Consider the following 22444-nt stretch of genomic DNA (forward strand, 5'->3'; position numbering starts at 1 on the left):
TTTCTGCCGTCATAAGAGCATGACTGCCATCATTCACAGTCTGGCCAGCAACACGCCCCCCATTGACATCAAATGTGCCAGCATTGGACACCGCACTCTGTAAAGAGCCTGTCAACTGAAGCCCTGCACCTGATGCAATAGACGTGGTTCCCGTATAAGTATTCGCACCCGTCAGAACTTCCTGACCGCCGGTGATACTCAGTGACCCACCGGCACCAGACATCACACCGGAATACACATTCCCAAATGGCGCATTCGCATTGGACAATTGCAGAGTTTTCGACCCCAGAGCAACGCTTCCAGTCCCATCAAGAGCCTGAACCGCTGTCGTACCTGTGCCAAGCCCTGAAATGTCAAAGCTCCCATCGCTGGCCACATGCACACCAGAGGAATGCTGAACACCACCATTTTGAGAAAGCACTAGGGTACCATGCTCTACAGTGGTCGCGCCTGTATAATTGCTCGGCGCTTGTATGAAGGTGCGCCCCGTTCCGGCCTGAACGAAGTCACCTGAACCATAAAGATTCTGCGGTAACGCGTAATCGTTGCTACGATTAACAATGAATCTTCCATCATCACGGATCGCCCCACTTCCAGCAGAGCCGGTCGTGCCTCCTGCGCCGACTTGCAAAATCGTCCCTTTATCAATTCCGGTTTCACCCGTGTACCGATTATCACCAGAGAGTATTTCCATACCCTTGGCGAGGGTCAAACCACCTTGGCCGTCAATCACACCACTATAGTGATTATCCGTTAGTATCTGGCCATCCTGACCAACCGTGCGCTTTGCATCCGAGAGCGTTAAGGTCTTATCCCCTAAATGAACCTGCCCCTGTCCCCCCAGGGTTTGGACAGACGTTCCCGCTGCATCAATCCCTGAAATATCAAAGCGAGCATTTCCAGCACTCTGGACACCAGCAGACTGAGCAATAGATCCCTTGCCACGCAAATTAAGCGTGCCATTAATTAGGTCAGTCGCACCACTATAGCTGTTTTCATTTGTTAAGGTCGTGCTCCCGCTTCCCCGTTGAGCCAAACTCCCTGTCCCAGAAATCTTCTGAGCTAATGTCAGGTCATTGGAACGATTAACGGCAAGCGCCCCGTTATCAAGAATATCAGCAGAGCCAGTCGTCCCCGTCGTCCCACCATTACCTAATTGAAGCGTGCCGGCATCAATCGTGGTTGAACCCTGATAATGATTATCTGCTGTGACAATCAATGTCCCGAGGCCTGTTTTTGTCAGAGCTGTTCCACCCTGAACCTGACTATCGTTAATCGCACTATTTAATTCAGCGACAATCTTTGCACTGTCTTCAGATGTTCGCCCGTTTCCAACATTAATGACCGTATTATTACTAGCCGCGTACAGGTCATCTCCCGTGATCTTATAATGGTTTTGTGCATCCCCACTGATAAACTGCATTCCTGTTATTTTCACAGGATTAAAGCTGCCATCAGCCGCGCTATCTTTAACCGTCACCGTCCCTGTCTGAGCACTAAAAATGGCACGAGAAGCAGCCAACCAGCCAACATTCCCTGCTCCATTAAATGTCGTCCAGTTATTCCCAGTGCGAGCAACCCACTCGCCATCACCGCCATCCACGTGACCATTACCAAGAGCAACGTCCGTGCCGTGATTCGCTGGATTGCCACCATCCCAAAAGTTCAAGTTCTTGGCATCCACAACAAGATTAATCTGATGAGCCATCTCTGTTTGCAACGTCAGATAATCACCTTGATAGTTCTCAGGAATGGCAAGATTCCCTTTACCAAGGGCTAAGTCATTCTTCGCGAAGGCTTTTCCGTCAGGGCCATACAAGTTACCGCCATAATCATACAAGCGGTACACACCGGCATCCAACGCGTTATCATGAACGCTTGGTCCTGAATTTACATTCACCTTCAGAGTACCGCCAAGGGTCAGGTCTCCCTGAACATTGACATAATCATTATATGACCCACCAGCGATACCAGCTTGCCCAATAGTCCATTGCTGCTGTGAGCCCGCTTCTGTCACCAAATTCCCTTTGACCGTCAGGCCACCAACGGCTCCAGACACATCACCGGGCGCAAAGGTAGCGCCTGACTGAACTGTTGCATTACCCCCTAAAGTACCGCGACCGGCAAGGGTGGCGCCAGATTGTACGGTCGTCGCGCCTGTGGCTTTGCTTTGGTCACCATCAACTTGTAACGTGCCATGCTCAACCGTCGTTTCCCCTGTGTAGGAATTATTCCCAGAAAGAGCCGTCACACCCGAACCGACTTGGTCAAAACGCCCAGAACCAGAAATGGCCGATGCCATATCAACACGGTTACTATGATTAATCATCAACTGACCATCATTGACGATAGGTGATCCCGTAGCGCGTCCACTCGTGCCGCCATCGCCATACTGCACAACAGCATGAGAGCCTATCGTGGTTGTCCCGCTATACGTGCTATCACCGGTCATGATTTGCTTGCCGGTATTAACCGTCAAGCCACCAATCCCTTGTAGAGCCCCGCCATAGGTTCCCTGACCCTGCTGAATCGTCAGGAGTCCCGATAGCGTTCCTTTGCCCGCGCCTGTTAGTGAACCAACCGTGGCATTCTGCGCAGAGACATCAAAAGTGCCCTTCCCTGTATCCACAGCGCCCGTAATGGTTGCCCCATCAAGAAGAACATATCCTTGGTTGGTCAGTGTGTTCGCATTACTCTGGTGCAACAGAACGCGCCCAGCTTGATTGTTGATATCTCCAAACTGAGCCTTATTAAGGCCCGTTAAAACAGCATTCGCGTCATCATTCGTGCTCTGACCGGCAACCTGTCCGCCATCAACAGTCACCGTTCCTTTATTATAAACGTCCCCCTGAAGAGAGCCCTTAAGGAGGGTCAGCTCTGCATTGGGTGATACAGCTGTTGTGCCTGCGTACGTCTGCTGCCCCGTGAAAATTTCCTTTCCACCGGTGATATTAACACCACCATTACCAGAAATAACGCCTGTATAAAGATTACCAAACTTCTCATTAGCATTGGAAATCTTTAGCGTATTATTTCCTAACGAAATATTACCACTCCCATCCAATGCTTGGATGGTCTTCGTCTGCCCAGTATTACTGGTTTGTGCCGCATCATCTACAGCAAAAAGTGACAGACGAAACAGAGAGAAAGGCTGTGCGGTTTGTCCGCCAGAAATATCAAACACACTGTTGTTGAGGACATGAACGCCTGAAGAGCTCTCAATGGAGCCGTTATCATTTAGAGCCAGAACCCCATTCTCTACTGTTGTCGCTCCGCGATAAGCCTGCGACGTATTCACAACAGTTCGTCCTGTTCCAGCTTGCACAAGATCACCTACGCCAGAAACAACCTGAGAAATGTCATATCTATTGCTACGGTTAATCTTTAACGTACCATCATCATTAATGGCCGTGCGAGCCACTCCTCCTGTCGTTCCCCCAAGACCCAACTGTAACGTCGCATTTTTCCCTATCGTTGTATCGCCCGCATAACGCTGATCTGCTGAGAAGATCTGTGTCCCACCGGAAACATTAACGCTTCCACCACCTGACATGACACCGTCATAAGTATCATGCGCGTTGGCAATCTTAAGCTCACCTGTAAGGGTACCGTTCGCCGTGCCAACAAGCGAGCCAATCTGGGCATTGTTATTCGTAACGTCAAACAACCCACTATTAGAATGCAGCGTCCCGTTTACTGTATTTCCATCTAAGGTCAAATTCGCTGTATTGGTTACATCGCCGGTTACAACATTCTGCTTGCCCAGAGTGGCTGTCCCGCTGTTCGTAACACTCGCCAGCTTACCCCCTGACGCACCAAAGGTTTGACCTGCCGCATTCGTCACATTTCCGGCAGTGGCGTTCGTCAACGCAACACGCCCTTGCGTATTCACAATATCGCTAAAGGACGCATTATTCTCAGCCGTTAAAAGCGCACTAGAACCATTATTGACCGTCTGCCCCGCAATAGAACCACCATCAACATCTAGTTTACCCGCATTTTTAGCGTCGTGCTGCAAAGATCCCTTAAGGATCAATGTCGCAGGAATCGCAACGGAAGTGATTCCTGAAGACGTGTTCGTTCCCTCAAAGATCTCCTGCCCACCTGTTAGGGTGACCTCGCCCTTTCCTGAAACAATACCTGAATATTTATTACCGAATGCCGTATTTGCATTGGAAATCTGAAGGTTTTTGTCTCCTAAGAAAACATTACCATTACCATCAAGAGCTTGGACAATTGCTGTCTTCCCGTCATTCCCGGTTTGTACATCTGGTGTCCCTCCAGGGATAGTGAGGCCACTATGCACACCTCCAGACGAAGCAGACTGTGCTTTAATCTCAGAAATATCAAATACGCCATCATTGTTCACATGAACACCCGAGGAGCGTAATACTGAACCACCTTCTTGTAAGGCTAATCTTCCGTGTTCAATAGACGTGAAACCCGTATACGCATTTGGCGATGTAATGATCGTCCGCCCTGCACCAATCTGTTTGACATTACCGCCGCCCAATAATGCCTGAGATAGCAAATAATCATTGCTGCGGTTAATGACTAAGTTGCCCTCATCACGGATAGTCCCACTCGCAACAGACCCTGTTTCTCCCCCATCACCAAGTTGAAGCGTCGCATCGTTACCAATAAAAGTGTCGCCTGTATAACTATTCTGACCAGAGAAAACCTGAGTCCCTTTTTGAATATCAACTTGTTGATTATTCCCTGACAGAACACCACTGTACGTATCGTGAGCATTCGTCAATGTAAGGTGCCCATTCAGCGTACCAGGAGCACTCCCTGCTAATGACCCAACAGACGCTGTATTGTTGGTAACCGTAAAGGATCCGCCATTAGAGTATAATGTACCACCAATAGTGTCTCCATCTAAGGTTAATTTCCCTGTATTGGTAACATTTTGCTTAACATTATTACCATTTATTAACGATGTCGTGCCAGCATTCGTAAGGCTTTCTAACTGTCCACCTGTTGCACTAAAAGTACCTTCAGACGAATTCGTTACATCTTGAGCAGACGCGTTAACAAGCGTAGCACGACCATCATTATTAATAATATTACCTAAAGAAGCATTGTTTTCAGCCGTGAGAACAGCATTAGACCCGTTATTTGTGGTTGTCCCAGCAATCAAACCACCATTAACATCAACAACACCCGCGTTCGTCACGTCCCCTTTTAAGGAGCCTGGCAAAAGCAACGTCGCATTTTGGGTAACCCGTGTCATCCCTTTGTAGGTATTGGCACCACTGAGTATTTCCGTTCCATTAGCAATGGTCAGACCACCACTGCCCGAAATGACACCACCATATTGGTTGTCAGTAATAAGCTGGCCATCTTTTGAAAAATCAAAGACAAGGTCGCCCTTGTTGGGATCATACGCATTAGACGCAATCACCTTACCGTCAGCATCGGTGTAAATGAGGTGATTACCATTTGATCCTGTATAGCGATCATCAGAAATATCAACCGAGCGTTTCACATCCTGACTTTCAAGCAACTGCACCCGGATCGTGCGGTTAGCATTCGTCAGTGTCAGGTTTTTATCACCTAAATTAACGTAGCCTTGCCCACCCAAAGTGGTTACAGGCGTCCCAGACGCTGAAATACCCGCAATATCAAAATGTCCCGGAGCACTGCTCATAACCCCTGAAGATTGGGCTATAGACCCTTCGCCCGCCAGTGCGAGCGTACCATTCAGGATGGTCGTGCTTCCTGTATAACCCTCCTGAGCGCTCAAGGTCGTATGGCTATCATTGCCTCCCATCTGCACGAAAGAACCGGAGCCAGAAATTTTCTGTGTGAAATTCACATCATTAGAGCGATTAACCTCAAGGACACCATTATTGGTGATGTCTCCCGAGCCAGCCCAACCGGAGGAGCCACCATTCCCCAATTGAAGTGTTCCCGCGTCAATCGTGGTACCACCTTTATAAGCATTATCTGCTGTTAAGATGAGTGTCCCCAAGTCGCTTTTCGTTAATGCTCCCCCACCAGCAACCTGACTATCATTGAGAACAGAACCAATCTCAGCAACCATATTTTTACTGGCTAACGTACCATCACCAACACGGATCGTTGTATTCTTGTTCGTCACAAAAAGATCATCACCCGTGATCTTGTAATGGTTTTGAGCATCACCACCAATAAACTGCATCCCGATTGTCGTGACAGGATCGGATTGTCCTAGGCTGTTATGATCTTTAACGGTTACAGTACCAGGTGTGTTGGTGAAAATAGCACGCCCACCAAGAAGCCACCCTGTATTTGAGAAACCAGATACTGATGTCCAATTATTACCAGTATGAGCAATCCACTCCCCATCACCGCCATCAACAACACCATTACCAACAGAAGGATTATCACCATGATGAGCCGGATTACCACCATCCCAGAAGTTCAGGTTTTTAGCATCAGCAACAATATTGACCTGATTGGGAACGGACAATTTCTGTAAGGTAAGATAGTCCCCAGTATATCCGTCGGGAATGCTCAAATTTCCCTTATTGATCGTCAAACCATTATCGGATAGTTTTCCGCCATAACTGTAAAGCCGATAAACCCCTGGCTCCAATACACCATTATGCACACTGGGGCCATTCAGGTTGGCGTTCACAACCAATTGTCCGCCGAGTGTTAAATCACCTTTGGCATTCACATAGTCGTTATAGGCGCCACCGGCAGTCCCAATTTGGCCAATATCCCATTTTTGCTGTGAACCATTTTCTTCAGTCAAATTACCTTGAATAGTAAACGCACCAATTGTCTCCGGCGCATCCCCCGGAGACAAGGTTGCACCTTTTTGGAGATAAACATTACCCCCCAAAATACCGCTACCAGCAAGGTTAGCACCAGACTGCACAATCGTATCGCCGCTAGCAGGGCTCTGATCACCATCGACCTGCAACGTCCCGTTAGTAACAGTCGTTCCACCCGTGTAGGAGTTATTTCCCGAAAGAACAGTCGTACCGGTACCAACCTGATGTAACGACCCAGAACCAAAAATACCCGACGTGCCCTGTACGAGGTTACTATGATCAATGATCAGTTGCCCATCATCACGGATCTGAGGATTTGTGTTAGGGAATATTCCCTTAATACGACCAGTTGTGCCACCATCCCCATATTGTACAATGGCGTTCTTTCCGATAGTGGTCAGTCCCGTATAGTTGCTATCTCCTGTCAGGATTTGTTTACCGTTGTTAACCGTAAAGCTTCCCGCACCATCCATCGAACCGGAATACGTGCCTTGAGCATTTTCGACAGTCAAATTACCATCGATTTTCCCTGCTCCAGCCCCTGTTAGCGAGCCAATAGTCGCATTATTCGAGGATACCTCAAAACTACCATTGCTTCCGACAGCAAGAACCCCATTAATCGTGGAACCATCAATTAAAGCATAACCATTATTCTTAATACTATTAGCTAAACTCTGTCTTAAAACAAGCTTCCCAGAATTATTTTCAATATCACCAAACGTACTGTGATTAACACCTGTCAAAGTTGCATTTGCATTATCATTAATGCTCTTACCGGAAATCGTCCCACCATCAACCGTAACAGTGCCTTGGTTGTACAGTCCCCCTTGGTTAGGATCAACCGCTCCGCCTTGGAGAGAACCTGTTAAAATAAGACCTGCTCCGGAGGAAACAGACATCCTTCCTGAAAAAGTATTTTGTCCAGAGAAAATCTCCTGACCACCAGTGATATTAACACCACCAGAACCAGAAATAGAGCCGTTAAATCGATTACCTACAACAACAGAACCATCTTTGTTCAGATCAACAACTCTATCACCATTATCTGCATTATACTGACTTTTAGGAATAACTTTACCATTACTGTCAATATAGACCGTATTATCATTTCCCTCCCCACTATAGGTGTTGGAGGTCACATTAATGGTTTCACCGTCATCTCTAAAGACAGTATTCACTGTACTATTACCATTTGTAATCGTTAAATCATTCCCACCAAGAATAACCTGCCCCTGCCCACTCAACGTTTGAATAGACGTTCCATGATTATTCAAAGAAGAAAGATCAAATTTTGCAGAATCACCATCAACCCGTACGCCAGCTGATTGGCTAATAGAGCTCGAACCGGCTAGCGCCAATGTCCCATTCGTGACATGCGTAGCACCCGTATAGGAATTATTCCCCATCAAGGTTGTTGTGCCAGAACCATTCTGCCACACATCACCCGATCCAGAAATAGTTTGTCCTAACGTGATTCCATTACTGCGGTTGACCGCTAACGTACCTTTATTAACAATTTCACCGGCCCCGACAGACCCGGTCTCTCCCCCATTACCGAGCTGAAGCGTCCCACCACTAATGAATGTTTGGCCTTGATAATTGTTATTCGCCCCGAGAATCAATGTTCCTGGGTCAAGCTTCGTTAAGCCTGCCCCTCCTGATACCATACTGTCATCAAGGGTCGAATTAATAAGTGCTTTAATCGAACCACTAACAGACGATCCATCACCGACACGAATGGTCAACATCTTTGACGATGCATAAATAGGGTCGCCATTCAGCGTGTATACACCACCATCAGTATTCGCAAATTGCATTCCATCCACTAGAACAGGATCACTTTGAGTACTTTGTACGGTTACAGTCCCTGCTTTCCTTTCAAAAACAGCAAACTGTCCTGATCCCCAAGGGCCATGTGTTTGAGCATTCAGATCTGTCCAATTATCACCAGCCTTATCAAAAGCACCTGAAGGCAGATATCCACCTCTATTTTTTGGAGCATTCGCACCAGCCCAAAAACCCTCTCCTCCGTAAATATGGTGATCAACCCCCGCTCCATCATCACCAATATGCGTAGCACTCCAAAATGTTAGATGTTGTGGATTTGAAACTAAGTTAACTTGATTGCTAACTGCAGTTTGGACATCAATTGTATTAATATTAACACCTTTTTCTGTAGCTAAATGAAAACTCGGATCAATTGATAATGTCCCATCATAGCTATAGGTTCTATAAATACCATCTTGCAAACTTCCATCAGGCTTCATATTGCGCCCTTGTGGCGTAGCGATTACATCCACGGAACCCGCAAGAGATAAGTTTCCACCGACATTAATAAAACTACTTGAAGCCGCACTATTTTCGCTGTCACGACCTACAAGCCACGTTTGATGGGAATTAGGATCAAATGAAAGATTTTTCTTAATGTTTAGAGCACCAATATACTCTCCATCCCCAGGAGCTACCCTTCCTCCTGCTTGTATGATGCCATCACCACCAAGCGTTCCAGTACCCGCTAGTATCCCACTATTCGTAACCTGAGTATCACCTGTTGCAGCACTCTGATCACCATTAACAATCAGTGTGCCACCTTTCACCCAAGTCTCACCTTTATAATCATTATTGCCCGTCAGGCGAAGCGACCCAGGCCCCTGCTGGGTTAACCCACCTGCACCCGTAATCTTTTGAGTAGCCGTTAAAGAATCTGACCGATTAAATACAACCGATGCATCACTATTTTTTAGAATAATATTAGGAGAATTATCAATAGATCCTGTATTTCCACCATTACCTATTTGAATAGATCCATGCTGTACAACAGTATCTCCTGTATATTGGTTCTTCCCTGTTATAAGAAGATTCCCACCTTCAACGGTCGTCCCTCCCTGAAAGCTATTATTCCCGCTCAGAGTTAACGACCCAGTGCCCTGCTTATCAACACCGCCCTTCCCTGAAAGAACCCCAGAAAATTCTGACTGCTGATCAAGAGTGTTGGCATACAACGTCCCATTCAATGTCATATTCACAGCTGAATGGAGAGAAAATCCTTGGTAGTTCTGTATAGTCCCGTTATTCACCAACATTTTATACTGTGAAGGCGACAGATTGGTAATAATACCAGGCTTAGAGGGTGAAACATCCCCTGCCACGAGAGTGCCGTTAGGCCCAACATTCAACGTCGCAAAGCCTGTCCTCACGCCCGACCCAAAAATAACTTGGCCATTATTAGAGATTTGTCCACCATCGCTAACGTTAACGGTGCCCTGCCCATCTCCATTAATATACAGGTTATAGCTCCTAGCCGTTAAAGTAGAGCCCTGCCCAACAACATCTACTTCTCCTGATGTATTGCCATAATTACCAACCACAACACCATATGCTGACGCTTGGGCACCATCAGCAATTCTTAAAATACTCGTTTTCGTACTCGACCCCGTTCCATAACTTGAATCGCCATTACCCACCACAAACAAGGCCTGATTTTGAAAATTACTATTGGCTCCTTGTATGGACAACTCACCAGAGGATCCCTGTGCAATCCCAATTGCTACGTTGCCATCTGAAGCAAACAAACTATTATCGACGACCATCTTGGGGTAGCTATCTGTATAGCTGGAGACTGTTACAGAACTCGTAAGAACGTACTGCTGACCAACATTAAAAATCAACGTCCCATTATTTACACTTGTTGACCCCGAATAGGTATTGGTTCCTGTAACAGTAACAGTACCACTTCCATCCTTTACGAGAGAAACAGGTCCATTAACTGCATCTTGTACGGTAGAATCCGTATTATCAGCCCCCACAACATATTGACCGCCCGTGTCATCTGCATAACCAATATCCACAAAGACCATTGATACGCTGCTCAACAACAGAGAACGGAACAAAGGGGCGACTTTCATGACGAAATCCTCTCCAGTAAGGGCAGACATATCTTCGTCTTGAAGACAATTTTATACAATAACACCCCAATACATATTGGAATGCACAAGAGGTGATACAACCATAACTACTTTTGAGGTAGTTTGGCCACTTTGGCCACTTTGGCCACTTTGGCCACTTTGGCCACTTTGGCCACTTTGGCCACTTTGGCCACTTTGGCCACTTTGGCCACTTTGGCCACTTTGGCCACTTTGGCCACTTTGGCCACTTTGCATAGAGTAAAATAAAAAAAAATTTATGGATTGCAACCCTTATCTAAATGAAAAGTAAATTTCATTTAAGCATACTCTACTTTGTAGAAAAGGATTGCAATTTTAATGTCAAAAAAAGTAATATATACGCTATTGCACAAGTTTACCCATTTTATCAACTAACGTAATTGGATATTCTCCTGAAAAGCAAGCATCACAGTAATTTCGTGCACCATCTTTTCGACCACTGTAACCTAGAGCGTGATAAAGACCATCAAAGCTAACAAAAGCTAACGTATCGACACCAATCGCGTTACGCATTTCTTCAAGACTATGCTGTGCAGCAAGAAGTTTACTTTCCTCAGGCGTATCAATTCCATAAAAGCAAGAATGCTTTGTTGGCGGAGACGTAATGCGCATATGCACTTCTTTTGCACCTGCCGCTCGCACCATATCCACAATTTTACGAGATGTTGTGCCACGTACAATCGAATCATCAACCAAAACCACACGCCGCCCTTCTAGCACGGAGCGATTAGCTGAATGCTTCATCCGCACACCCAGATTACGGATTTGATCTGTAGGCTCAATAAAAGTACGGCCAACATAATGATTGCGGATAATCCCTAGTTCAAAAGGGATCCCACTTTCCGCTGCATAACCAAGCGCTGAAGGTACCCCGGAATCAGGAACAGGAACAATGACATCAGCATCAACCGCACTCTCACGGGCAAGCTCACGGCCAATCTGATTTCTAGCGTCGTAAACAGACTTACCTTCCAAAATGGAATCAGGGCGGGCAAAGTAAATATACTCAAAGACGCAAAAACGCCGTCCTTTGTCACCAAAAGGCTTTAGTGATTTAACACCATCCGCGTTAATAACAACGATTTCTCCGGGCTCAACATCACGGACATACTCGGCATCAATGATATCAAGTGCACAGGTCTCACTTGCGAGCACCCAGCCACCATTATCTTCTTCATACCCAGGCATACGCCCCAAAACGAGCGGACGCACACCAAGCGGGTCACGCAAGCCAATCATCCCATCATCGGGTGTCAAGGTAATGAGCGAATAAGCCCCTTTGACTTGCTTAGCCGCATCCATCAGTCGATCAATCACCGTATTATAGAGGGAGATCGCAATCAGATGGACAAAAACCTCAGTATCCATAGCTGAATGGAAAATACAGCCACGCCGAACAAGAGCCTGGCGTAGTGTTTTAGCGTTGGTCAGGTTACCGTTATGGGCAACAGCCAATCCTCCAAAAGCATAATCGGCATAAAGAGGCTGCACATTGCGCACATGCGTCCCCCCTGCTGTTGCATAGCGATTATGACCGATCGCGACATGCCCTGGGAGAGCCGACATGACATCACCGTCGGCAAAAACTTCACCCACAAGGCCAAGTCCTTTATGCTGATGGAATGCGTTTCCATCAAAACTTACAATTCCCGCAGATTCCTGGCCGCGATGCTGCAAGGCATGCAGACCCAGGGCTGTAAGAGCCGCCGCATCTGGCACCCCCCACACACCAAAAACACCGCATTCCTCGTAAGGACGATTGGAAGACTCAGGCAAAGACATCATTAAGGGTAAACCCGCCGGGAAAATCCCGCACCTATAGAAGAGACACCAACAACACCGAGCAGAAGGAGAAACCTACCACATCGGCAAGAGCTCCCCTTCAATGGCTACTTGTTGTTCCAAAAGCAAGGTCTTGACGCATAGAAGACGGCATATACGCTTCTACAGCACCAACACCACGCATAACATATGGGGCGCCAAGGCTCCCCTGCACAAGGGTTCCAAGCCAATTAGGCGCCGCCCATCCGATCGCCATAAAAAAAACAATAAGCAGGACATATCCGCGGATTATTCCAAAGACTGCCCCAAAGACCGCGTCGATTCCTCTCGATAAGGCATGACGCGTAAACCGAATAGCCTGCTGCGAAATAAGCTGTAAACACGCTAGAGTGAGGATGAAAAAGACACCACGTCCACCCCAGACGAGCAACGGATTATCACCCAAGCTGGGCGCCACGTTACGCTCTATTATAGCAATCGCATCAGCATTAAAGCGGATAGTCAGCCATATCGCCCCTGCCCAAACGAGGACATTTCCCGTCTCACGCGAAAACCCGCGCCACAGACCAACCAACATCGACAGCCCCAGAACAGCCAATAACACACCATCTAAAGCCCCAATAGACTGAAGATAGTGCGATATTGGCGCGATCGCTGCCGCCCCATTGTCGCCCCCGGTCATCAATGGGATTTCCTCTCATAGTGAGACATCCTCCTAAGGCAGTTTCGTTGACCGATACCGCCCCCCCTTTCGTGCACGGATCCCACGACGGAGCAACTCTTCAGACAGATCCATGCGCGCCATCAGTTCATGCCATACATCCCGTGAAGAGACACCACGTTGCGCCCATACATATTCAATTTGTACTAAAAAATCTGCACTATCACGCGCTAAAGAGGCAGAATCGTCACGTAGCAGAGCTAGGAGACAATCCATAGCTTGCTCTGCAAACACTTCAGGCCCATCTTTTGGCGCTTTTTTAGCCATATTTTTGTCTGTTGCTACCATCATTCTTACAATGATGGATCGTCTTGCCCCATGAAACAAGGCAATAAGCAGCGTTTAAACGTTAAAAACATGTCACTCCCCCACTTCACCATACAAACGCCACGCCTCGCGTAACAAAAGCAGAATGCTCCGTCTCTGGTGAAAGAATTATTTCCTTTTATTAAAGAATAATAGTATTTCTCTAACATCTTATCGGTTACATAGACCCTCTATAATGTCGCGCTCCTTTGTACCTCATTGCACTTCCATGAGAGCCTGCCATGCTGCACCGCCCTGTCATCAGTAACGCTTCTGTCCCTTGTGTCATGTTAGGGGGCTTCCTTCTCATCACTTGCCTTTCCTTAACGGGACTCGCAACAAGGCCTGCTTACGGACAAAGCGAAGCTGCTGCTAGCTATTCTCCCGGGGCACGAAGCGCAACAACAGCCAATACAATGCTTGATAGTGTTGTCGGCAACCGACATTCTCGCATCAAAAGCCAAACGACAGCGACAGGTGAGATCTACCATGTTGCCTCTAATGGAACGGTCACAGCCCCTAATGGCCTCATCGTCAATCCAGGGTGTCAGGCTCCTCTCAACAAAGGAGCCCCAGCCTCTCATGCAAAATATCGTTTTGCATTAGGGCACCGCGGTAAAGGGTTTGAGACGGTCGTCATTGGTGTCAGTGATCAACCTGCTCCTGCTTTCGACCTTTCTGATCACCCACATACCATCCGCCGTGCCACTTTAAGCGCCTCTTTTGCACCTACAGGGCTCTACGTACTGCCATCCCCTTGTAAAAGTGCCAGTACGAGCGACAGAGCTCTCACGATGGATGCTGCCTCTGCCTTAGCCTCTGCTGATGGTAATATTTTTACTCTTGCCGGGAACCGTGCAGCTTTGCGTGACGCCGATACCGCACGCCCTCTTCCAGGAGGCGACGTACAGCTCACCAGCACAACAGTCTCTGCACAGCCATCTTCTCCTGCACAACCAACACCATGAGAGTTGAGCACGATCCGTTTATGTCGCCACGTTCTTATAAAACGTCACGGCCTCTCTCAGTCCTACGCTACGGATGTGTTGGACTTTTATCCATCGCAGGGGTCTCCACAGCTTATGCTGCCGATAAGTCCGACGCTGTCGCTTTGCCAGCACTACGTGCTGTTGTGCTACAGCCGACAGGTGATACGGGCCAGCAAACAGGACAACAGCCGTTGTCAGCAGAGGGGCTGAACCTCACGCAAGCCCCATCGCTCTACAAAATTATTCAACCCTTTATCGGCAAACCGCTCACTTTCCAGAAAATGCATGAACTCACAGGGGCCATTGCGATTTTCTTTCGTGAGCATGACCGCGCCTTTATGAGCATCAACGTGCCACCGCAACGCGTGCATGCCGGCGTGCTGCATCTGGATGTCACAGAATACCGACTTGGCCATATCTCCGTCCACGGGAATAACTGGACGCCTGCTTGGCAGATTCGTCGCGATAGTGGCCTTACTCCGGGCCAAACGATGGCGCTCACAGCCTTGCAGACAGACCTAGATTGGCTCAACCTCAACCCCTTCCATACAGTGGATATGGTTTATCGCCCCAGCGATAAGCCTGGTATGACCGATGTGGACCTCCATGTGTCAGACCGTTTCCCTGTCTATGCTTACGCCGCCATCAACAACCAAGCTGACCGAACCTTAGGACGGCTGAATTGGTATGTCGGGGCCTCATGGGGCAATGCTTTTGGCCTTGGCCATATCGTGACGTATCAGTTCAACCGAACGATGATGGGGCGCTTTAACAACCATTCGGCTAGCTGGACCATTCCGCTGACATCCCGCAATGCCCTCCAAGTTTTTGGCAACTATGCCATCTCCGTACCAACATCAAATGACCAACAAATCAACAACCGTGGTGGTGGGCAGCAACTGTCCATCCGCTGGTTGCACATGATCAACCACATCACCTTAACCAAATATCTCGGGATCGATGGAACCTTCCAGATCGGATATGATTGGAAGCGTTCAAGCTCGTTTGAGTATTATAAAGACCTTGATATTCCGCCGCGCTCTAGTGCCCGCGCCGATGTCAATCAGTTTGTCTTTGGGTATAATGGCTCTTTGCAAGACCCGTGGGGACAGACACAAATTAACAACCAATTCTTCTACGGGCCCGGCGGTTTTACTGCTCTCGACTCTCGCCAGCATTATAAAGACATTTTCCCCTCAGCTTCGCCCAACTACGTGTATGACCGCCTTGCACTCACGCGCAACCAGTCTCTTCCTTACGGCTTATCATCAACAACCCGCGTCACCTTTCAACGGGCTTCTAAGAACCTCCTCTATAGTGAGCAACTCATGATTGGGGGTCTTGGTAATGCACGCGGCTATTTCGCTAATACATCTTTTGGAAGCAACGGAAACAGCTTTAGTGAAGAAATCTACCTCCCGAGCTTCTCGCTAGGGAAAATTGTCTCAGTTCCTCAAATTGAAGACACCCACAAAGTGGGGTTCTTCTGGGACTGGGCTGATAATCGCCAAGTCAAACATACCGGCAATGGTGCACGAGCGGCCACGCTCTCAAGCCTTGGCGTAGACCTGAATAGTGCGCTTAACCGCTATCTAAACGTCACCTTTGACGCCGGCTATCGTTTGCGCCGCATCCATACAAACAGCCTTGCCAATAGACGCGGCTTATTTACAGACTTCCAAGTCGTGGCTGGTTTCTAACACCAACCACGACCAAACGCGTTTACGCCGCTAGAGGTAGTTGATGCTCTTTCCACAAGATGGACAACGCCTCTACCAAGGAATCCAGCTCTTCTTCCGTATGCAGAGGCCCCGGCGTCAGGCGGAAGCGCTCTTTCCCTTGGGGAACGGTTGGATAGTTAATCGGTTGCAGATAATGACCAAAACGCTTGAGAAGCTCGTCAGAAAGCGTCCGACATAAAGTGGCATCACGCACCATCACCGGCACGATATGTGTATCCGTCTTTAAGTAAGGGATGTGTGCCCGATCCAACTTCTCACGCAGCAAAGCAACAGCCTTTTTCTGCCCATCACGCTCCGCACTACTCTGGCGCAAATGCCGCACACTGGCCAGCACACCCGCCGCCACCATAGGAGGAAGAGAGGTGGAGAAGATAAAGCCAGAACCAAAGGAACGCACGAAATCACATAGAGCCGCAGAAGCAGCAATGTACCCGCCCACAACGCCATAAGCCTTGCCAAGTGTGCCTTCGATAACCGTCAAACGGTGCTCAAGCCCACGCTCTTGAGCAATCCCGCCACCTTGTGCGCCATACATACCAACCGCATGGACCTCATCAAGATAGGTCATCGCCCCGTAACGATCCGCGAGATCGCAAATCTCTTCAATCGGTGCAATATCCCCATCCATCGAATACACCGACTCAAAGGCGATAATTTTAGGCGTATCAGCTGGAAGCTCTTTGAGGTGACGTTCTAGGTCATCCAGATCATTATGACGGAAAATCCTCTTTTCTGCTCGTGAATGACGAATCCCCTCAATCATAGAGGCATGATTGAGCGCATCCGACAGCACCACACACCCCTTTAGCCGCGCAGCTAAAGTGCCTAATGCCACCCAGTTCGATAAATAGCCCGAGTTAAAAAGAAGCGCGCTTTCTTTGCCATGTAAGGCCGCCAGCTCTTTTTCTAACGCAACATGGTAATGGTTCGTCCCGGAAATATTGCGCGTTCCCCCCGAACCCGCACCATTTTCATCCAACGCCTTATGCACAGCTGCCAAGACGTCTGGATGTTGCCCCATGCCGAGATAATCGTTGGAACACCACACCGTGACATCACGCCCGATACCATGATGAAACGCCCGTGGGAAACGCCCTGAATAACGCTCCAACTCCGCAAAATAGCGATAACTTCCATCCCGATGCAGCTCATCGAGAGCCGCCTGGAACATGGTATCGTAATTCATACAGCTCACATCTCCTTAACGCTCTTCATGTTATCCTTATCCGTCTGGATCAGATTGAGAGGGCGGATAAGAAGAGCGTATTGCTTATAATACACCCTATAGCAGCAATCTCTGTTTATACAGAATTCGCTTTGCAATCTAACAGATCATGTTTACAACCCTAAAAAGAGGACTAATCTCATACTCTTTCAAGAGCCATAAGACGTTCTCTCTTTATGTGCCCCCTCCTCTACATCATCTGATCGTCTCTTTTTCAGAGGTGCCATGACAGCCGCGTCCTCTTCCTCAACAGCCTCCCGCCCAAGCCTTCTTCCCTTTTGGCAGGTTACTCTTGCCTCCTTTCTGGGATGGTTTTTGGATGCTTTTGATCAAACAACCCTGATGTTCACCTTGCCCGATATTGCACGCGACTTTGGCTGCACAATGGCAACCATGGGGGGTGTCCTCTTCAGCCAAGCTCTAGGGCGTGCCACAGGAAACACGCTCTGGGGATGGTTTGCCGATCGTTTTGGTCGCCGCCCTGCTTTTATGCTGGGTGTTGTGTGGTTTGCTGTTTTTTCAACCCTCACGGGCCTGACCCATTCCGTCATCCTGCTGATGGTTGTGCAATTTTTCTTTGGCGCCGGTTTTGGGGGCGAATGGACAGCCTCAGCCGCCTTGCTCATGGAAACTGTGCCAGCTTCGCTACGCTCCCGCGCGTCTGCATTGATGATGTCAGGCTATGAAATCGGCTACCTTGCAGCAGCTGGAATGCAGGCGCTGATTTTGCCGCATCATGGCTGGCGTGTACTCTTTTTTATCGGCGTTATTCCAGCCTTTTTGGCGATTTTTATCCGTATTGGCGTCAAAGAAAGTCCTGTCTGGCTTGCCAACCGTGCCGCACATAATAAGGCCCAAACACAAGCCCCACCTTTTTCATGGAGTGGCAGTGCGCTTCAGGCCATCGCTCTGATGTGCTTTTTAGAATTCCAGAAGGCCGCTATCTACACCTTCTACCCCACCATTTTACGCGGGAGCCATCACCTCTCCCCACAGCTCATCTTTTGGCCCGTTACGCTTTACTGCGTTGGCTCCTTTTTAGGGAAACTGACCTGTGGCTCTTTAGCAGAACGCTTTGGTGAAACACGTGTGATGCAGATCGCCATCGCCGTCACGATGCTCATGGCGTGGCCTTTCCTCTGTGCACCACAATGGAGCATGCTCCTCGCATCGGCCTTCATTATGGGAGCGGCTTCATCTGGCGTCTTCGCTCTCGTGCCGCATTACCTCTCCATGCGCTTTTCATCAGAACATCGCAGTTTCGGCATGGGCATAAGTTATGCCATCGGTTCCCTTGGCCAAGGTGTTGCAGGGCGGATCATTCCAGCTCTTGGCCCCACAGCCAGCAGCCTACCTCTCTCGGCATTAGCCTTGGTGCTCGGCTCAAGCGCTGTTAGTGCTGGAATCACCGCTTATAGGCCAAAGAAAATGCCATCATTCTAATGTGATAGGACATCGTTATGAAACTCTGCCGCTATGGAGAGCGTAACTCTGAAAAGCCGGGCCTTATCGACCCGGCAGGACAACTCCGCGATTTTTCGGGTCTTTATAACGACCTATCACCAGAGAACCTCTCTCCGCATGCCCTCGCACGCATCGCTGAAAAAGATCCAACCTCTTTTCCTCTCGTCCACGGCACACCGCGTTTTGGCGTGCCTGTCAGTTCCGTATCTAAATGCGTGTGTATTGGGCTCAATTATGCCGACCACGCAGCAGAGGCCGGGCTGGCCTGCCCAGAAGAACCCATCGTGTTTATGAAAGCACCCTCCGCACTCTGCGGAGCCAACGACCCAACGCTCATCCCACCCCACGCTACGCAAATGGACTGGGAGGTCGAGCTTGGCGTGATCATCGGCAGCACAGCACGCTTTGTCAGTGAGGAGAGCGCCCTTGATCATGTCGCGGGTTATTGCGTGTTCAATGATATTTCCGAGCGACGTTTTCAAATGCAATCATCCCAATGGGATAAAGGCAAAGGCTGTGACAGCTTCGGCCCCACTGGCCCTTTCCTCGTCACCGCTGATGACGTCCCAGACCCGCAGAACCTCCAACTCTGGTTAGCCGTCAACGGCACACGACGGCAGTCGGGCTCAACGGCCACCATGATCTTCACCGTTCGTCAGATCATCGCCTATCTCAGCCAGTATATGACCCTTCTGCCCGGCGATATCATCGCGACCGGCACGCCGCCGGGGGTTGGGATGGGCCATAAACCACCGCTTTGGCTGCAGGAAGGCGATGAGGTGCGGCTTGGCATTGAGGGGCTCGGCACTCAATGCCAAACGCTCATCCGCACGGTGCGCTAAAAAGACTGAGCAAGCCACTCCGCAACGCGGATTCCATCAATCCCCGCTGAGAGAATACCGCCCGCATAGCCAGCACCCTCTCCGGCGGGGAAAAGCCCACGCAAGGTAGGGCTTTGGCCCGTTTTATCACGCGAAATCCGCAAGGGAGATGATGTGCGCGTTTCGACACCGGTCATCACGGCATCCTCCATCGCATAACCCTTAATCTTCCGCTCAAAGAGAGGAAGAGCCTCACGCAAGCTTGCCACGACAAAATCAGGCAAACAACATGCAAGATCTGTCGGTGTCACACCCGGCTGATAAGACGGCACCACACTCCCTAACTGCGTGGACGCCCGCCCTGCTAAAAAGTCCCCCACACGCTGGGCCGGTGCAAAGTAACGCCCACCACCCGCTTGGAAAGCGGCCTTCTCCCAATGTCGCTGGAAGGCAATACCGCTTAACGCATGGTCGGGATAATCCACCCCAGGGCGCACCTCCACCACCATGCCGCTATTGGCGTTCCGCTCCGCACGGGAATACTGGCTCATGCCGTTAGTCACGACCTGATCGGCCTCCGACGTTGCCGCAACCACTTGCCCACCCGGGCACATGCAGAAGGAATACACACCACGCCCTGTTGAGGCATGATGAACCAGCTTATAATCCGCCGCCCCTAAGAGAGGATGCCCCGCTTGCGGCCCAAAACGCGCCACATCAATCACAGATTGCGGATGCTCAATCCGAACGCCAATGGAGAAGGGTTTGGCTTTCATCTCCACGCCCAGCGTATCAAGCATCGCAAAGGTATCACGCGCTGAATGCCCAACCGCTAAGATCACACGATCAGCAGGCAGCTTTTCTCCTGTTGAGAGGCACACCGCACGAAGACACCGTTCGTCCCCCTCACCTTCTGTTTCAAAACCTTCAACACGCGTCTCAAAGCGATACTCACCGCCCAGCGCTTCAATCTGCGCACGCAAGGACTGAACCACCGTCACAAGACGAAACGTGCCAATATGAGGCTTGGAGAGATAGAGAATTTCTTCAGGGGCGCCCGCCTTCACGAACTCTTCCAGCACTTTTCGCCCAAGGAAGCGGGGATCAGATACGCCCGAATAAAGCTTACCGTCTGAAAACGTGCCAGCGCCACCTTCCCCAAACTGCACATTACTCTCTGCGGTAAAGAGCGACTTTCGCCAGAGTGCAAAGGTATCCGCTGTGCGATTACGCACCGCACGCCCTCGCTCAATAATGATCGGCTTCAGCCCCGCCTGGGCAAGCACAAGGGCGGCCAAAAGTCCGCACGGCCCAGCACCAATCACCACAGGACGCAAAGAAGGCTGCCCCGCGACAGAAGGCGGCTCCCAGCGCATATCAGGCGTAGGACGAATATGAGGGTCTTTTTGATGTTTCTGAAGGAGCTTCTCTTCACCCTTCACATCACAGTCAAGCGTATAGACCAGCTGAATCCGCCCACGCTTGCGGGCATCATGTCCACGACGAAAAACATGATAGGCACGCACATCCTCAGCCTTCACGCCTAAACGCGCGACTAGAGCCTGCTCCAGTGCTTCATCAGTATGGTCAAGCGGTACAGCAAGGTTGCTGACACGAATCATCAATGTTTCTCCGAGTGCGATGTCTCACCCTGTGTGGGTTTATGTTCCGCAATCTTATCCATCACAGCAACCAGCACACCTGATACAACGAAGGCCATATGAATCCCCACGCTCCACGCGAGTGTCCTGTTCGTCATGCTATTGAGACGGAGGAAATCAGCTAAAAGATGGATCGCAGACATGGCCACAATAGAGGCCATCAGCTTGACCTTAATATCACCAAACGTCACCTGCCCCATCCAACGCGGGTAATCGACATGATCACGCAGATCGAGCCGTGAGACGTAATTCTCATAGCCTGCAAACATCACAATCAGCACAAGATTGGCCAAAAGGGCGAGATCAATCATGTCCAATACGGCAACAGACATGTCGTCAAAATCCAAGCTTAAACAATGCAGAACGAGATGCACCATAAGCTGCATGAATTTAACCAACACCACCACTAATCCACCCACCAATCCGGCATAAATCGGTGCGACCAGCCAACGCGTACTAAAGAAAAGACGCTCAAACCGATTTTCTAACCGGCCCATTGATGACCCATGAGACGCCCCTTCCTGAGGAGGCACGTGTGGCGATACGGATGAGTGAGAAGAATGAGAAGGCTCTGTCATAGGATGTCTCTTTAGGGGCTCTCTGTAAAAACGATCAAGGGAAAAGCGCGAACACTCCCTCTCGTGCTCCATCATAAAACGGAGTTTTAAGGGCGACTATGTTTAACCATACTCAATCCGTCACCCTGTGATCCTTTATATTTCTTTGCCCCCCTGCTTTGCTTGGTCTTCTTGTTATTGTCCTGTCCTACACGCCTGAGACATTTAGGAACTTGAAACACCCTTTAAAGACCTCCAAGTTAAAGACCTCCAAGACATTCACCACCTCATCGCCCAGAAAGCACAACCTTGGTATGGCACATTTCTGATACTACGTCAGAATTCACATGACGCACCATCCTATAGCCCTCACCCGACTGACACTCTTATTCGTGGCACAGCTCCCCATAATCCTAAAGAAAACGATGCCGCAGCAGCCTATGCGTTCGCGCTTGATTGGCGCCT

General features: G+C 49.3%; 12 protein-coding genes. 4 read left to right on the forward strand and 8 right to left on the reverse strand.

What is annotated here, in order from left to right; genetic code table 11:
• The 5 genes from GS535_RS03090 to GS535_RS03110 form a co-directional block, all read right to left on the reverse strand.
• Positions 1–10672, reverse strand: a 10672-nt coding sequence (locus GS535_RS03090; protein ID WP_237442184.1) for an autotransporter-associated beta strand repeat-containing protein, incomplete at its 3' end; no start/stop codon positions are given.
• A gap of 107 nt (positions 10673–10779) precedes the next feature.
• Positions 10780–10911, reverse strand: a complete 132-nt coding sequence (locus tag GS535_RS11195; RefSeq protein WP_255428574.1) for a hypothetical protein — start codon at positions 10909–10911, stop codon at positions 10780–10782.
• A 142-nt stretch (positions 10912–11053) separates the two neighbouring features.
• Positions 11054–12496 carry an amidophosphoribosyltransferase gene (purF, locus tag GS535_RS03100; RefSeq protein WP_370518176.1) on the reverse strand — a complete coding sequence of 481 codons (1443 nt, stop codon included), beginning with the start codon at positions 12494–12496 and terminating at the stop codon, positions 11054–11056.
• Between the two features lie 97 nt (positions 12497–12593).
• Entirely contained in the window at positions 12594–13175 is a 582-nt protein-coding gene (locus GS535_RS03105; RefSeq protein ID WP_160848175.1) for a CvpA family protein, read from the reverse strand.
• Positions 13176–13208: 33 nt separating this feature from the next.
• Positions 13209–13481: a hypothetical protein gene (locus GS535_RS03110; protein WP_160793065.1), complete on the reverse strand. Its 273-nt coding sequence runs from the start codon at positions 13479–13481 to the stop codon at positions 13209–13211.
• Positions 13482–13762: 281 nt separating this feature from the next.
• On the opposite strand from GS535_RS03110, the gene GS535_RS03115 reads away from it, so the two are divergent.
• Entirely contained in the window at positions 13763–14488 is a 726-nt protein-coding gene (locus tag GS535_RS03115; protein ID WP_160793064.1) for a hypothetical protein, read from the forward strand.
• Between the two features lie 20 nt (positions 14489–14508).
• Entirely contained in the window at positions 14509–16209 is a 1701-nt protein-coding gene (locus GS535_RS03120) for a ShlB/FhaC/HecB family hemolysin secretion/activation protein (RefSeq protein WP_160793063.1), read from the forward strand.
• Between the two features lie 22 nt (positions 16210–16231).
• On the opposite strand, the gene hemA is transcribed toward GS535_RS03120, so the two are convergent.
• On the reverse strand, positions 16232–17437 hold the full coding sequence (gene hemA / locus GS535_RS03125; protein WP_160793062.1) for a 5-aminolevulinate synthase: 1206 nt from the start codon (positions 17435–17437) through the stop codon (positions 16232–16234).
• A 264-nt stretch (positions 17438–17701) separates the two neighbouring features.
• On the opposite strand from hemA, the gene GS535_RS03130 reads away from it, so the two are divergent.
• Together GS535_RS03130 and GS535_RS03135 are read left to right on the forward strand one after the other, a co-directional pair.
• Positions 17702–18919 (forward strand): MFS transporter, encoded by a 1218-nt coding sequence (locus tag GS535_RS03130; protein ID WP_160793061.1) that lies wholly within the window; start codon positions 17702–17704, stop codon positions 18917–18919.
• A 17-nt stretch (positions 18920–18936) separates the two neighbouring features.
• Complete coding sequence (locus GS535_RS03135) at positions 18937–19782, forward strand: fumarylacetoacetate hydrolase family protein (RefSeq protein ID WP_160793060.1); 846 nt, start codon at positions 18937–18939, stop codon at positions 19780–19782.
• On the opposite strand, the gene GS535_RS03140 is transcribed toward GS535_RS03135, so the two are convergent.
• On the reverse strand, positions 19779–21383 hold the full coding sequence (locus GS535_RS03140; RefSeq protein WP_160793059.1) for an NAD(P)/FAD-dependent oxidoreductase: 1605 nt from the start codon (positions 21381–21383) through the stop codon (positions 19779–19781). The genes GS535_RS03135 and GS535_RS03140 overlap by 4 nt on opposite strands.
• Complete coding sequence (locus tag GS535_RS03145) at positions 21383–22000, reverse strand: TIGR00645 family protein (RefSeq protein ID WP_202401691.1); 618 nt, start codon at positions 21998–22000, stop codon at positions 21383–21385. The genes GS535_RS03140 and GS535_RS03145 overlap by 1 nt, the downstream gene beginning before the upstream one ends.
• Positions 22001–22444 lie beyond the last annotated feature (444 nt).

The organism is Saccharibacter sp. EH611, assembly GCF_009834765.1.
Classification (GTDB): domain Bacteria; phylum Pseudomonadota; class Alphaproteobacteria; order Acetobacterales; family Acetobacteraceae; genus Saccharibacter.